General features: G+C 43.9%; 16 protein-coding genes. 11 read left to right on the forward strand and 5 right to left on the reverse strand.

Features of this window, described 5'->3' with window-relative positions:
* Both B4033_RS13480 and B4033_RS13485 read left to right on the forward strand, forming a co-directional pair.
* The coding region (locus tag B4033_RS13480) for a YjgN family protein (protein ID WP_286834657.1) at window positions 1-807 on the forward strand (807 nt) is incomplete at its 5' end.
* Between the two features lie 12 nt (window positions 808-819).
* Window positions 820-1,860 (forward strand): M48 family metallopeptidase, encoded by a 1,041-nt coding sequence (locus tag B4033_RS13485; protein WP_004811253.1) that lies wholly within the window; start codon window positions 820-822, stop codon window positions 1,858-1,860.
* On the opposite strand, the gene B4033_RS13490 is transcribed toward B4033_RS13485, so the two are convergent.
* Window positions 1,846-2,154: a DUF2218 domain-containing protein gene (locus B4033_RS13490; RefSeq protein ID WP_286834658.1), complete on the reverse strand. Its 309-nt coding sequence runs from the start codon at window positions 2,152-2,154 to the stop codon at window positions 1,846-1,848. The two genes, B4033_RS13485 and B4033_RS13490, sit on opposite strands and share 15 nt — an antisense overlap.
* Before the next feature lie 173 nt (window positions 2,155-2,327).
* Between B4033_RS13490 and rpe the strand changes: the two genes are divergently transcribed.
* The 4 genes from rpe (at window position 2,328) to B4033_RS13510 (ending at window position 5,259) form a co-directional block, all read left to right on the forward strand.
* Window positions 2,328-3,014, forward strand: coding sequence for a ribulose-phosphate 3-epimerase (rpe, locus tag B4033_RS13495; RefSeq protein WP_071320891.1), 687 nt, complete (start codon window positions 2,328-2,330; stop codon window positions 3,012-3,014).
* Between the two features lie 643 nt (window positions 3,015-3,657).
* The gene (gene sugE, locus B4033_RS13500; RefSeq protein ID WP_004811247.1) at window positions 3,658-3,975 is read left to right on the forward strand and encodes a quaternary ammonium compound efflux SMR transporter SugE; all 318 of its coding nucleotides are present in this window, start codon (window positions 3,658-3,660) and stop codon (window positions 3,973-3,975) included.
* Between the two features lie 110 nt (window positions 3,976-4,085).
* Window positions 4,086-4,568, forward strand: a complete 483-nt coding sequence (locus B4033_RS13505; RefSeq protein WP_286834677.1) for a methylated-DNA--[protein]-cysteine S-methyltransferase — start codon at window positions 4,086-4,088, stop codon at window positions 4,566-4,568.
* A gap of 37 nt (window positions 4,569-4,605) precedes the next feature.
* Window positions 4,606-5,259 carry a nuclease-related domain-containing protein gene (locus tag B4033_RS13510; protein WP_286834660.1) on the forward strand — a complete coding sequence of 218 codons (654 nt, stop codon included), beginning with the start codon at window positions 4,606-4,608 and terminating at the stop codon, window positions 5,257-5,259.
* 16 nt (window positions 5,260-5,275) lie between these two features.
* Here the strand turns inward: B4033_RS13510 and B4033_RS13515 are convergent, their stop codons facing one another.
* Window positions 5,276-6,226 (reverse strand): tRNA dihydrouridine synthase, encoded by a 951-nt coding sequence (locus B4033_RS13515; RefSeq protein ID WP_286834662.1) that lies wholly within the window; start codon window positions 6,224-6,226, stop codon window positions 5,276-5,278.
* A 265-nt stretch (window positions 6,227-6,491) separates the two neighbouring features.
* Between B4033_RS13515 and B4033_RS13520 the strand changes: the two genes are divergently transcribed.
* Entirely contained in the window at window positions 6,492-7,202 is a 711-nt protein-coding gene (locus B4033_RS13520) for a class I SAM-dependent methyltransferase (RefSeq protein WP_286834664.1), read from the forward strand.
* Window positions 7,203-7,268: 66 nt separating this feature from the next.
* Here B4033_RS13520 and B4033_RS13525 read toward each other — a convergent pair whose 3' ends face one another.
* Window positions 7,269-8,078, reverse strand: coding sequence for a cytochrome C assembly family protein (locus tag B4033_RS13525; RefSeq protein ID WP_008304402.1), 810 nt, complete (start codon window positions 8,076-8,078; stop codon window positions 7,269-7,271).
* Window positions 8,079-8,216: 138 nt separating this feature from the next.
* Between B4033_RS13525 and ffh the strand changes: the two genes are divergently transcribed.
* From ffh to B4033_RS13540, 3 genes are all read left to right on the forward strand, one after another.
* A complete protein-coding gene (gene ffh / locus B4033_RS13530; RefSeq protein ID WP_004811236.1) occupies window positions 8,217-9,623 on the forward strand; it encodes a signal recognition particle protein in 1,407 nt (468 codons plus the stop codon).
* 140 nt (window positions 9,624-9,763) lie between these two features.
* The gene (locus tag B4033_RS13535) at window positions 9,764-10,330 is read left to right on the forward strand and encodes an RBBP9/YdeN family alpha/beta hydrolase (RefSeq protein ID WP_286834667.1); all 567 of its coding nucleotides are present in this window, start codon (window positions 9,764-9,766) and stop codon (window positions 10,328-10,330) included.
* A gap of 137 nt (window positions 10,331-10,467) precedes the next feature.
* A complete protein-coding gene (locus tag B4033_RS13540) occupies window positions 10,468-11,079 on the forward strand; it encodes an RBBP9/YdeN family alpha/beta hydrolase (protein WP_286834669.1) in 612 nt (203 codons plus the stop codon).
* Here B4033_RS13540 and B4033_RS13545 read toward each other — a convergent pair.
* Together B4033_RS13545 and B4033_RS13550 are read right to left on the reverse strand one after the other, a co-directional pair.
* Window positions 11,027-11,773 carry a type III pantothenate kinase gene (locus B4033_RS13545; protein WP_286834671.1) on the reverse strand — a complete coding sequence of 249 codons (747 nt, stop codon included), beginning with the start codon at window positions 11,771-11,773 and terminating at the stop codon, window positions 11,027-11,029. The two genes, B4033_RS13540 and B4033_RS13545, sit on opposite strands and share 53 nt — an antisense overlap.
* 10 nt (window positions 11,774-11,783) lie before the next feature.
* On the reverse strand, window positions 11,784-12,539 hold the full coding sequence (locus B4033_RS13550) for a biotin--[acetyl-CoA-carboxylase] ligase (RefSeq protein ID WP_286834673.1): 756 nt from the start codon (window positions 12,537-12,539) through the stop codon (window positions 11,784-11,786).
* A gap of 27 nt (window positions 12,540-12,566) precedes the next feature.
* On the opposite strand from B4033_RS13550, the gene B4033_RS13555 reads away from it, so the two are divergent.
* A complete protein-coding gene (locus B4033_RS13555; protein ID WP_286834675.1) occupies window positions 12,567-13,376 on the forward strand; it encodes a sulfite exporter TauE/SafE family protein in 810 nt (269 codons plus the stop codon).
* Window positions 13,377-13,574 lie beyond the last annotated feature (198 nt).

Below are 13,574 nucleotides of genomic sequence, written 5' to 3' on the forward strand. Positions count from 1 at the left end.
ATTGCGCTGGGACTATATTTTGCGATTTCGATTGCTTCACACCTGTCTACTACAGCGACACTGGTCGGGTTGCTGATTCTTTATCTGGCAGTACCCTGGCTAATTCGGGCGACACTACGATTTAATGCCCGCAACAGTAAATTTGGCAATGCCCGGTTTTATTTTGGCGGCACCAATAAGGAAGCTTACTGGACCTTTATCAAAGCCATCCTGATTTATATCCTGACTCTAGGGATCTTTTTCCCAGTATTGGTCTGGCTATATAAACGTTATTGCTTTGATCATCTCTATGCAGGCCAATTGAAATTCAAGCTGAATGCCACATGGGGCGATTACATGAAGGCCATGTATGTCCCATTGTTTATTTTCATGGGTTTTCTGGTTGCGGTGATGATATTTGGAATAGGTTCCAGTTTTGCCAATCTTGGCAATCCTGGAGTTTTAAGCTCGCTAATCGGCTGGATTGTGGCGATTTATCTCTTTAGTTTTTTTATTATTTTCCCCCTGATGCAGGCCCGGATTTTTATTACCACTTGGAACAATACCTCTATCAGTCGTAGCCAGTTCAAGACCGAGTGTACTCAATGGCACTATACCTGGATTCTGGTGACTAACTGGATTGCACGTATTCTGAGTTTAGGTTTGCTTACACCATGGGCAGCGATTCGTCTATATCGTTATCAGGTGGAATCATTAACCCTGAATTTACGTAATGATCCGGACATGATGATGAACAGAGCACAGCAGGATCACAGTGCGCTGGCAGAAGAGATCAGTGACATCTTCGATATTGATGTGTCGTTATAACAGGAGAAAAGTATGTCTGCTCAGGTCACTGACGTCATTTTCTATGATGGCATTGTCTCAAAACCGCAACCGGCGCAGGTGTCCCGGATTGATGATCAGTCGGTACTGATTCGTTACGGCGAAGCTTATGCACAGCAGCGGCGTTATCTGTATGCAGACATGCAGCTGATTGGAGCACTTGGAAAAATTCAGCCAGTGGTTGAACTCAAAGATGATGCCCGCCTGGAGTTTTCTTCTGAGCTGCCAGAATGGTTTAATTTGCAGCGTAAGGGATTACAGCACTCGATCTGGAAGCTGGAACGCACTCCGGCTTTGATTCTGTTTAGTGTGGTATTTGTACTGGCACTGGGTTTTGCGACAATTAAATGGGGCATTCCAGCAGCTTCCTATCATGTGGCTCATCATCTGCCTGCCAACACTTTGACGCGTATGGGCGATGAAGCAGAAAGCTATGTCTTGAAGATGACTGAAGATACTAAATTGCCTAAGGCACGTCAGCAGAAGATTGTTACGCAATATCAGCAACTGGTTGCAGGAGATCAGCCGGCGAAAGTGGTGTTCCGTCAAGGCGGAGCAATCGGTGCCAATGCACTGGCGATTCCAAATAATACCATTATCCTGACTGATGAACTGGTCGCACTGGCTCAGGATGATCGGGAAATTATGGGGGTGTTGGCGCATGAACAGGGCCATCTGGTACAGCGGCATAGCCTGCAACAGGCACTTTCCAGTTTAGGGTTTAGCGTAATTTTAATCATGATTACCGGTGATGGTTCAGACTTGCTGACCAATTTACCGGTAGCCATGGTCGGCGCCAGCTATTCGCGTAATTTTGAGGCTGAAGCAGATGACTATGCTTTAAATGCGATGCAGGCCCAGCATATTCCCACCATTCATTTTGCCAACTTCCTAGAACGCTTGGCTAAAGACAGTGGGGAAGATAAGGAGGCCGAAAGCTCAGTATGGGATTTCTTTAGTAGCCATCCTGCAACACAAGAGCGGATTAAGGCGGTAAAAGCATTTGAGGCAGAACATACACTACGACAGCCCTGAGGCTTGGAGTTGCTGAATTTGCCATTCTGCCTGTAAAGGCTCCTGACCCATCCGTTCGAGATGCTCAATGACCACCTGCTGTAGTCGCGGCAGGTCGACATCTTCCTGCTGTACCCGAATCTGTACCCGTAAATGCTGATCCATAGGTATCATTTCCACCATCGCATTTGGCATGTGAATTTGAATATTCTGTTCAGTCGAGGCCACTTCAAATTTGTGTTGCCAATGTTTCATTAACCGTAAGGCAATACGTTGAGCTTGTAAGGTCGGAATATCAGTATAACTTTCTTGCATAGTTTGAATGATCTTGTTGAGAGGTATTCATCATAGGCGGGAGCATCCATAACCGGCAAGTCTTGTCCTATAACAATTTGTTAAGCGGATGCGATTATTGCGGCGAACAGACGCAGGCGCAAATACAATTTGTTATAATGCGGTATTCATCTCATATTCAGCCAGGTTCTTCCATGTCCAAGCCGTATTTAATTGCACCTTCTATTTTGTCTGCTGACTTTGCCCGCTTAGGTGAAGAAGTTGAAAATGTACTGGCAGCAGGTGCTGATGTTGTTCATTTTGATGTCATGGACAACCACTATGTGCCAAACCTGACTTTTGGGGCAGGTGTGTGTAAGGCATTGAAAAAATATGGCATTAAGGCACCGATTGATGTGCATCTGATGGTCAAACCGGTCGATCGCATGATTGGTGATTTCCTTGAAGCCGGTGCGGACATTATTACTTTTCATCCGGAAGCTTCTGATCACGTTGACCGTTCTTTACAGCTGATTAAATCTGGCGGTGCTCAGGCGGGTCTGGTATTTAATCCGGCAACACCTTTGCATTACCTTGATTATGTACTGGATAAAGTGGATCAGATCCTGTTGATGAGTGTAAACCCGGGCTTTGGTGGTCAGAAATTCATTCCGATGACTTTGGATAAATTACGTCAGGCACGCAAGATCATTGATGCTTCTGGTCGTGATATCCGTCTAGAAGTAGATGGTGGTGTAGGACCAGCCAATATCCGCGAAATTGCAGAAGCAGGTGCGGATATGTTTGTGGCAGGTTCAGCGATCTTCGGTAAACCGGATTATAAAGCTGTGATTGATGAAATGCGTGCAGAACTGGCGAAAGTAGGACAAGTCACTGTCTGATCGGAATTTTATGTTATTCACAGCAATCTGTGGATAACTTTATGGATAAGTATATGGATATCTATGTGGGTAACCCTATGGATATCCAGCATAAATTGTAATCAATTGTAGCTTGGTTGTTTAAGCATTATACAAAATATGTATAAAAAGAACTCAATTTGGGTTCTTTTTCTATTTTGAAAGACTTACAAATTCTGGTGTTTTATTCACCAATTCTTACAAATCAAGCTTCATAAAAAGTGATCAACTTATTTTAAATTCGTGTTTCATTGTGTAACCTCTCCGAACAATTTTAAATTTAATTCATGTGCATAACTTAATTGTTTGATGTGGATAAACTTCTTGTTTTGGAGCAGTGCTGAGCACTTTGTTGTCATTTTTAAAGTGACTGAGAACTCTGTTTTATTCTCAACTGTGTGTCTAAAGTAGCGATTTTTTCGAGAGCTGTCTTGGGTGCTTAAGTTAAGCTGAGTTAAGTTACATCTCATACGGTCAATTTTTGTAATCTGCCCTATATTTTTGCAAGTAATTTTATACAATCTCACAGTTTTAGGAGGAACGACCTCCCTTGATGTAAAATATTGCTTTTACTCAGGAAAAATCGTCAGGACGGCCTGATTTCTTAATTCATGAAGGAGGGCATATGGCTTGGTTTTTACTCATACTGGCAGGTCTTTTTGAGGTAGTGTGGGCCTACTCAATGAAGCTATCGGAAGGCTTCAGCAAACTGACTCCCAGCATTATTACTATCTTTTTCATGTTTCTAAGTTTTGCACTGCTGGCTTACGCTATGCGTACGCTACCTTTAGGCACCGCCTATACCATCTGGACCGGAATTGGTGCGGTTGGTTCTTTCCTGATTGGGATTTTTATTTTGGGAGAACCTGCGACTGCCATGCGCATGCTGGCAGCTGTCTTGATTATTTCCGGTCTGGTCTTGATGAAACTCTCATCTTCTTAAAGTTTATAGGGTGTACCCTAATGTAAATGTTTCAGTATTTATTTATATCAGCCTTATATTGATCATTGCGTTAAAATAATCTTTCTATGGCAATCCAACAGGGTGAGGACATGAACTTAAGCTATATCTATATGGATTCACCTGTGGGGCAATTGCGATTGGTCGCCAGTACTGAGGCACTGGTTGCGTTGCTCTGGGATTGTGAAACGCCGAACCGGGTGAAGCTGGCAACTTTAGTGGAAGATCCTGAGCATCCTGTTCTGGTTGCGACTAAAATGCAGTTGGAACAATATTTTGCTGGTCAGCGTAGCTGTTTTGATGTACCACTCGATTTTGCTGGTACACCATTTCAGAAAAGTGTCTGGCAGGCCTTGCTGAATATTCCTTATGGAGAAACTCGAACCTATCGTGATATTGCCTTGGAAATTGGTAATCCGAAAGCGGTTCGTGCCGTGGGGGCTGCCAACGGTCGTAATCCGATTTCGATTATTGCTCCATGCCATCGTGTGATTGGTGCCAATGGCGCTTTGGTGGGTTTTGCAGGTGGACTGGACCGCAAGGAAATCCTGTTAAATATTGAACAAAATAAGTAAGATATATTCTATCCTAATAAAAATCTGACCCAACAAAATGAATCCATTTTTCGCCCCAGTGATTGAAAGTTTCTGGTGGCTGTTTCTTTTATTTTCCTTAGCAGCTTTATTCAAGCTATTTAAACCATATCTCAAAGGGAAATTCGGTGAGTTTGCCGTTATTGTGCATGCTAAACGCTATCTTAAACAGCCGCATTATATTTTGATGAATGACCTGACCTTTGAGGATGGGCAAGGGACTACTACCCAGATTGATCATCTACTGTTAAGCCCATTTGGGCTATTTGTGATTGAAACCAAGAATTATAAAGGCTGGATTTTTGGGGGTGAACGTCAAAAAATGTGGACTCAAAAAATTTATAAACAGAGTTATAAATTCCTGAATCCGCTGCATCAGAACTATAAACACGTCAAAGTGCTGGAACAGGTTCTGACAGACGTTTTAAGTCCAGAACATATCCATTCACTGGTGGTGTTTATGCCAGAAGCTGAGTTTAAGACCGCGATGCCAGCAAATGTTTTTCGTAATGCCAGCTGGACGGATTACGTGAAAAGCTTTCAAGAGCCGGTAATTTCTGAAACCAAACTCAATCGGATTCAGCTGCATCTGGAGAAGGCTATGCTGGAGAAATCCAGACAGACCAATCGTCAACATATAGAGGGCTTAAAGCAGCGTAAGCAAGTTAAATAAAAAATCCCTGAAAAGTTCAGGGATTTTTAGCGGAATGCTGAGCATATCTGAGCTTTTCGGTAATTTCTTCCAGCGGTTTTACCCGTTTTACTTCATCCCACAGCGACTTCGCTTCAGGATAATGCTTGGACATCATGCCGAGCCACTGCTTATAACGACCGACCATATTCATTTCTTTTTTATAGGAACCATTCAGAAAACGAATTTGCAGACCAAGCAGTTCGTTCCAGCTAATGAGTGGATCATCACTATTTTTACGGATACATTGAGTCAGATCAGGCGTCGTTACTGCACCGCGTCCAATCATCAGATCTTCACAACCAGATTCTAGCTGACATTGCTTGGCATCGGCATTTGTCCAGATTTCACCATTGGCAATGACATTAATTTTTAAGGCTTCACGGATCGGTTGTAGCTGGTCCCAGAATGCAGGTGGGGTATAGCCATCCGCTTTAGTCCGCGCATGCACTGTTACCCAGGCAGCACCAGCATCTTCAATGGCATGGGCATTTTCCAGCATAAATTTACGGTCCATATAGCCAAGCCGCATTTTTGCGGATACCGGAATATGTGCAGGAACCGCATCACGCACAGCTTTCACCAGCTCATACACGACTTCAGGTTCATCCAGCAGTACTGAACCACCACGATGACGGTTGACGGTTTTAGCCGGACAGCCAAAATTCATATCAATTGCGGGTGCCCCCATAGCAGCAACTTTGACTGCATTGGCTGCCAGCATTTCCGGATTATTCCCCAAGAACTGTACATGTACCGGTGTACCGGCTGCAGTTTTACCTTCATTTAGGAGTTCAGGGCAATAATTATGGTAAACATGGTCCGGCAACAGCGAATCTGTGACACGAATAAACTCGGTCACACACCAGTCAAAGCTTCCGACGGATGTCAGTACATCGCGCATAATCGGGTCCGTTAAGCCTTCCATGGGTGCAAGAACAAGTTTCAACAGTCAACACCTGTGAATTTGAAAAACGGTGTTATACGGCTTTTTCGCCTGAATGTCCAGGTAGTTTAAATTTCATGCTTATAAAGGGAGGGAGCGTGAGAATGGATTTAGTACATATCAACAGATCAGCTGTCTTCAGCACAATAAAATAATAGAGTTTTAAATATTGATGGCTATATTGAAAAGAACAATAAATTTTCAGGATGGCAGTATGGAACAGCCTCATTTCAAGGATTATTTCTCCCAGTAGTCACAGGACTACGCCTTGTTTCGTCCACATTATCCAGACATGTTGGGCAAGATATTGTCAGAGCTGTCACCTGATATACGACTGGCTCTAGACGTTGGTTGTGGCTCAGGGCAGTTTTCAGAGGTCTTGGCAAATTACTTCGATCAAGTGATTGCAATTGATGGCAGTGCTGAACAGCTTGCCCAAGCCAAGTCTCATCCAAAAATACAGTATCTTCAAGCTGCAGCAGAAAATATTCCTCTGGCTGACCAGAGTGTTGATCTGATTTCGGTAGCGCAAGCTGCACATTGGCTGGACCTGGACAAGTTTTATGCAGAAGTCCAACGTATTGCGAAACCAAATGCCATTCTGGCTTTGATTACTTATGGTGTTTTTAATGTTGATGAGGAGCATTTGAATCATTATTTCAGGCATTTTTATGAAGTGACACTGGCATCATACTGGCCACCAGAACGTCATCATGTAGATGAAGGTTATCAGAATCTGATATTCCCATTTGAAGAAATTTCAATTTCGTCCCCTGTGCTGCAAGTTGAATGGAACTTTTACCAGCTGATTGGTTATATGAGTACCTGGTCAGCTGTTAAAGCAGCTACTAAAGCTTTGGGACATAACCCACTCAATATACTGGCAGATACCACGTTATCCGAATGGGAAGATCCGGAATTGCCCAGAGTCATCCGCTGGCCCCTGTCGGTACGGGTAGGCAGAGTAAATCCAGATTAAGTTTTGGCAAATAAAAAGCCCAGTAGTTGGGCTTATGAAAATATTAATTTTAAAAAAATCTTAAACTTACTTATTCAACAACATTTCCAGCACAAACTTGGAACCGATAAAACCTAAAGCCAGCAAACCAAAACCGATTAAAGTAAAACGAACAGCCTTTTGTCCACGCCAGCCAAATTTCCAGTGACCAATTAGTAAAGCGCCATAGACCAGCCAGGAAATAATGCTAAATGCTGTTTTATGTGCGAGGTGCTGGGCGAAGAAATCATCAATGGTAAAGAAGCCGAAACCTAAGGCAATAGTCAGTAAGACAAAACCGGTCATCAGCATATCAAACAGCAATGATTCCATATCCTGATACGATGGTAACAGATTGACCCAGACCCGGCGTTTCTGTTTTTTCTTGAGTTCACGGTCCTGAAAACGCAGAATCACCGCCTGAATGGTGGCCATCAGCAGCACTGCATAGGCAGATAATGACAGGATAATATGAATATCAAGACCAAGCGAGTTCTGCACAATGATTTTGGCTTGTGGGGTAAAAGCAAAGCCTAAAATCAGGCCAGTCGCTGCAACCGGAATACCAATCAGATTCAATGGCAGAATAGGGCGATAGGTACTATAAGCCAGACTCAGTAAAAGCATCAGTCCGGAAGTAAACGAAACCAGAACAAAGACATCATAATTTATCCCCATCGGGGTGTGCATGTCACCATAAAGAACCATGCCATGTAACACCAGACCAAGAGCGGCCGTGATACCGACAAACCACTGATTTGGAATACGTTTCGACATTAAATGAACAAACAAATACCAGAAAGATGCGGTATAGGCGACTAATGCCAAAATTGTATAAACCAGAGGGAGGCTAACCATGTCTAACCTTTTTAAGGGTGATGAATATTCATTTATATAAATTCGATGCGAACTACAGTATCCTATAGCATTCTATGCATAAATTTTCTATTTTAAGAAACAATTTTTTGCTCACGGCTATTTTAAGCGGATTTTGCAATGTTTGATACCTTAACAGAACGACTCACGCAGAGTTTAAGAAATGTTACTGGCTCAGGGCAGCTAACCGAAGACAATATTAAAGATACGTTACGTGAAGTACGTATGGCACTTCTTGAAGCCGACGTTGCGTTACCTGTAACTCGTGAATTTATCGCGAAAGTTAAGGAAGAAGCATTGGGCCAGGAAGTGATGACTCAGTTATCTCCAGGCCAGGCCTTCGTCAAGATTGTCTATGACGAATTAACCAAGATGATGGGCGCGGCGAACGAGAGCCTCGACCTGGCAGCAAAACCACCTGTGGTTGTGCTACTTGCTGGTTTGCAGGGCGCGGGTAAAACCACGACTGCTGCAAAACTTGCACGCTTCTTACAAGAACGTCAAAAGAAAAAAGTCGCGATGGTGTCTGCCGATGTATACCGTCCAGCAGCAATCAAGCAGCTACAAACGGTTGCGGGTGAAGTAGGTGCGATTTTCTTTGAATCGAATGCCAATGAACGTCCAATTGATATTGCCAACCGTGCCATCGAACAAGCAAAAATCCAGTTTGCTGATGTCCTGATTGTCGATACCGCAGGCCGTCTGCATGTCGATGATGACATGATGGATGAGATCAAAGAGTTGCACGCTGCGATTAGCCCAACTGAAACCCTGTTCGTGGTTGATGCCATGACTGGTCAGGATGCGGCAAATACTGCAAAAGCTTTTAACGATGCTCTACCTTTGACCGGTGTAATCCTGACCAAGACTGATGGTGATGCACGCGGTGGTGCAGCGCTTTCTGTTCGTGCTATTACTGGCAAGCCAATCAAGTTCCTGGGGATGGGTGAAAAGCTGGATGCGCTTGAGCCATTCCATCCGGAACGTGTGGCACAGCGTATTCTTGGCATGGGTGACGTGCTTTCTCTGGTCGAAGAAGTTGAACGCAAAATCGACAAAGAAAAAGCCGAGAAAATGGCGAAAAAACTGCAAAAAGGCGGCAGCTTCAATTTTGAAGATATGCTGATGCAGTTTGAGCAAATGAACAAGATGGGTGGCATGATGGGCTTTCTGGATAAACTTCCAGGAATGAGCAGTGCTGGCCTTCAGGATGCAATTGCTCAAGCCAACCCTGAAAAACAAATCAAGAAAATGGAAGCGATCATCCAGTCTATGACTGTTAAAGAGCGTCGTAACCCTGACTTGATGAACCCAAGCCGTAAGAAGCGTATTGCAGCAGGCTGTGGTATGGATGTTGCTGAAGTGAATAAACTGATCAAGCAGCATGCCCAGATGGCGAAAATGATGAAAAAATTTGCTAATCCATCAGGTATGGCAAAAATGATGAAGTCACTCGGCGGCTTGCAGAAACAGTTTGGCGGCGGTGGTGGCATGGGCCCACTGTTCGGCGGCAACGACAAAAAATAAGTTCTTTGTTTAAAAAAGGCGCTTCACGCGCCTTTTTGCTTTTTAAGATATTCAATTTAATCAAAGCATACATTTACTTACCCAATCCTGTCGTTAGCTGAGGCAGACTCTTTAAAAAACGCAAACACAGGAGTAATAAAATGACGCAAGTGATTGTGGTACACGGCTATACGGCTGGTCCAGATGAAAACTGGTATCCCTGGATTCAGCAGAAAGCCAAGGAAGAACAGGTGAGTCTAAAAGTTTTACGACTTGATCCTTCTACCACACCTCGACTGGAAACCTGGCAAAAGCAGATGCAGGAGCAGATTGAGGGCATTGATGAGAACAGTATCTTTATCGCTCACAGCTTAGGCACTATTGCGGCTTTGCATTATTTATCTCATAAATTAAAACAGCAGAAAATCAAGCAACTCGTACTCATCGCTGGTTTTAATGGTCGACTCGGACGTCTGGAAGAAGTGAATCCATTTATTGATGCTGCCCAAATTGACCTTGATTTATTGAAGCAGCAGATTCAGGAACGAGTGGTCATCTACTCTGAAGGTGATGATCGGGTAGCACCAAAATTTAGTCTGGAGCAGGCAGAAAGTCTGGATGCACAAGTGATTAAGGCGCAGCATTTTGGTCATTTCATTGACTCGCAAGGCTGCACTGAACTGCCTGAAGTCTGGCAAAGTATTGAACCAAATCTTATACGCCAATAAGCGTTTCGAGGCTGAAAGATTAAAGTTTACAAAATGGGTGCCAGTGGTCTGGAAATTTGCTTGAAAGCTTTGTAAAACATGGTAAAACAATGAGCCAGTAGCATCATTATTTTAACAATTAGTATAAGTATACAGCGATGACAAATAAATCAGGGAACGTTTACATTATTCATGACTACCAGTCGACCTCTAATGACCATTGGTATCCGTGGTTAAGTCGACAGGTCAAGAAACTTGGTATTGATGCCAAGCGCATCATGTTAGCCAATCCATTAGAACCGAAAATGCAGGATTGGCAACAAAGTCTGGCGGTACAGATTCCGCAAATGGATGCCGACACCATTCTGGTAGCACACGGGTTGAGCTGCCTGAGTGTGCTGAAATTCGTAGAACAGCACTATCTGACTCACCGTAAAGCTATTCGGGGAGTAGTGATGGTGGCGGGTTTTGATCAGCCGCTGGTGATGTGGTCAGAACTGAATGATCTGGTACGCAGCGTAAAACTGGATTTCAAAACACTTTCCAAAAGTTATAAATACGGGGTTATGTACATTTCTAACAATGATCCACATGTACCCACTGTCATGTCTTTAAGTCTGGCCCATCGACTTCTCAATACCCAGATTTTTGAAGTCTTGCAGGCAGGACATTTTGAAAAAACTGATGGCTATGCAGATTTCCCACAGCTACTGGAAGTCATCCAGCGGCTGTATGGTCTAAATGAGCTGCAAAATGCTGCAGGCCTTTAAGTAACAGGTCGGGTTCAATCACGGGCTGGAAGGATTGTAAATGCTGTGCAAACAGCGGCGCATCTCCACCCGTGAGAATCAGCTGGGCAGGAAAGTCACTCAACACCTTTTCAATGGTGCTGAGTAGCCCGAGCAGAATACCGTGATGTACGGCATCAATGGTATTGCGTCCCGGGCTCAGCTCTTTAAACGCAGCATCTGGAATTTTAATGCCTTTGGTATTCTGAATCAGGGCATCCCGCTGTAGATGTAAGTTTGGCAGGATAAAACCCCCTAGATGTTTTTGCCCTTGAGCCAAGTCAATAGTGAGAGCGGTGCCACAGCTAATGACGCAATAATTTTGTGTATTCGATGTTGCAACTGCCAACACCTGTAACCAACGGTCAATTCCGAGTTGAGCCGGATCATCATAGCCAGAGATCAGGCCTGCATATTCAGCATGAACTTTGGCAAAGATTACTGGAATATTCAGGCGTTTTAGAATTTTCAGGATACGGTCATTATTTTGCTTATCTAGTACAGAAGAGATTCCCACCTGATGCAAGCCTGATCCCATAAAATGCTGAATCAGACCGAGCAGTAAATCCGCCGGAGACTGTAGATGCATTTCAGCCGCATGTTCAATGATACGGTCTTGTTCCGTGATCCAGTATTTAAGACGTGTATTGCCAATATCCAGCCATAATTTTTTCATTGATCTTGCCTTAGCTACCAGTCTTTAAACGTAATTGCCCTTGATAAAAGGTCTGAATACCAGATTCAGTCTCAATCTGCACCGCGCCATCTTCCTGAATACCGGCAAAGATACCGGCATATTGTCCTTGTAGGTCAGTAAATTCCACCTGTTGCTGAATAAAAGCGGCATAATGATTAAAGCGGGCCGCCAGATTGTGGCTGCCATGATTAAACCATTGACCCGCCTGTTGAATGGCCTGATAGAGTTCAGCAATCAGCTGGTTGCGTATCACTGTAGCCAGGCCCAGTTCAGAAAGGGAAGTGATCGGCTGATCCAATTGTTCTGCTTCAATCGGGGCCAGGTTAATTCCCACACCGACCACTGCCTGATGGGTAGAGATCGGCTCTACCAGAATGCCGCCCCATTTGGCATTCTGACTATATAAATCATTTGGCCATTTCACTTGCAGATCAAGCTTTTGCAAGCCAGGCATTTGCAGAATATTGAGTGCAACTTCAAGCGCGAGACGACCATCAATCGGTATCTCTGTATTCAGCAATGTGCTTAAATAGATATTGCCTTCCGGAGAAATCCATTGGCGTTGACGCTGGCCCCGGCCCTGAGTTTGGGCACGACTGCTGACCAATACCTGTCGAATGCCTTTTTGAGCGAGATCCCGGACATCATCATTGGTCGAAGTGGTGACGGGTTTCAGCAACAGGACTTCAGGCAGTTGTCCTGCATCTTTAAGCAGTTGCTGCAGTTCGCGAGTTTCTACATCCATCTGAATTTAAACGTGGTAAATGTCGTTATGGAGTTAATCATATATTTGTTGATTGGTGCAATTGCTGGTTTCACCGCAGGCCTTTTTGGAGTCGGTGGTGGCCTGATTATTGTGCCAATTCTGTACATTGTATTTACCCAGCTCCAGTACGATCCAAGTGTCATCATGCACATGGCAGTGGGAACCTCTTTGGCGACGATTATTGTAACCTCAATCAGTTCGGTCATGGCGCATCACCTCAAAGGTGCAGTACTTTGGCCTGTTTTCCGCAATCTGGCACCTGGTTTGGTCATTGGATCGTTTCTCGGTGCAGGCATTGCAGACTATTTACCGGGTCAAGGCCTGCAGCTTCTGATCGGTTTCTTTGCAGTATGGGTAGCTTTGCGAATGTTTAGCCGTGCCAATATCAAGATTGATCCAGCAAGCACACTACCTTCTACGCCAAAACAAATGGCGACTGGGGCTGGAATTGGTATTGCCTCTGCAATCTTTGGAATTGGCGGCGGCAGTCTGACAGTGCCATTTTTAAACCGTTGTGGCGTAGTGATGCAAAAAGCCGTAGCGACTTCAGCTGCATGTGGACTACCCATTGCGATTGCTGGCGCACTCGGATTTATGTGGTTTGGTAAGCAGTCGGATGTTACGGTACCGAATACCATTGGCTATATTCATATTTATGCATTTATCGGTATCAGTATCATGAGTTTCTTTACTGCCAAAGTGGGGGCAAAAGTGGCACATCTATTGTCACCGGTCATGTTGAAGAAATGTTTTGCGACCTTATTAAGCGTTGTCGGTAGCTATTTTATTTATCAGGGTGTCAGAGCCTTTCTGTAAGGTAATTTATTTAATACAGATTGCAGAAAAGAGAGTTTAAGTACTCTCTTTTTTTATTTGATAAATATATTTACGCTGATAAAGAGAATAAAAAACAGCATAAACAACCGCTAAGCTGGTTTATATAGAGGCTGGTTGGCTGCGTAGACAGAATATTGTCTGACAATGTCAAAGCATTCCTTCAATAAAATAGGTTAA

Origin of the sequence: Acinetobacter sp. UBA3132, assembly GCF_002364825.1 — a bacterium.
Classification (GTDB): Bacteria; Pseudomonadota; Gammaproteobacteria; order Pseudomonadales; family Moraxellaceae; genus Acinetobacter; species Acinetobacter schindleri.

What these genes read in the sequence shown, in the direction of transcription:
- B4033_RS13485 (WP_004811253.1), top strand. Translation starts at nt 820, where the DNA reads ATGTCTGCTCAGGTCACTGACGTCATTTTCTATGATGGCATTGTCTCA.
- B4033_RS13490 (WP_286834658.1), bottom strand. Translation starts at nt 2,154, where the DNA reads ATGCAAGAAAGTTATACTGATATTCCGACCTTACAAGCTCAACGTATT.
- rpe (WP_071320891.1), top strand. Translation starts at nt 2,328, where the DNA reads ATGTCCAAGCCGTATTTAATTGCACCTTCTATTTTGTCTGCTGACTTT.
- sugE (WP_004811247.1), top strand. Translation starts at nt 3,658, where the DNA reads ATGGCTTGGTTTTTACTCATACTGGCAGGTCTTTTTGAGGTAGTGTGG.
- B4033_RS13505 (WP_286834677.1), top strand. Translation starts at nt 4,086, where the DNA reads ATGAACTTAAGCTATATCTATATGGATTCACCTGTGGGGCAATTGCGA.
- B4033_RS13510 (WP_286834660.1), top strand. Translation starts at nt 4,606, where the DNA reads ATGAATCCATTTTTCGCCCCAGTGATTGAAAGTTTCTGGTGGCTGTTT.
- B4033_RS13525 (WP_008304402.1), bottom strand. Translation starts at nt 8,078, where the DNA reads ATGGTTAGCCTCCCTCTGGTTTATACAATTTTGGCATTAGTCGCCTAT.
- ffh (WP_004811236.1), top strand. Translation starts at nt 8,217, where the DNA reads ATGTTTGATACCTTAACAGAACGACTCACGCAGAGTTTAAGAAATGTT.
- B4033_RS13535 (WP_286834667.1), top strand. Translation starts at nt 9,764, where the DNA reads ATGACGCAAGTGATTGTGGTACACGGCTATACGGCTGGTCCAGATGAA.
- B4033_RS13540 (WP_286834669.1), top strand. Translation starts at nt 10,468, where the DNA reads ATGACAAATAAATCAGGGAACGTTTACATTATTCATGACTACCAGTCG.
- B4033_RS13545 (WP_286834671.1), bottom strand. Translation starts at nt 11,773, where the DNA reads ATGAAAAAATTATGGCTGGATATTGGCAATACACGTCTTAAATACTGG.
- B4033_RS13550 (WP_286834673.1), bottom strand. Translation starts at nt 12,539, where the DNA reads ATGGATGTAGAAACTCGCGAACTGCAGCAACTGCTTAAAGATGCAGGA.
- B4033_RS13555 (WP_286834675.1), top strand. Translation starts at nt 12,567, where the DNA reads ATGGAGTTAATCATATATTTGTTGATTGGTGCAATTGCTGGTTTCACC.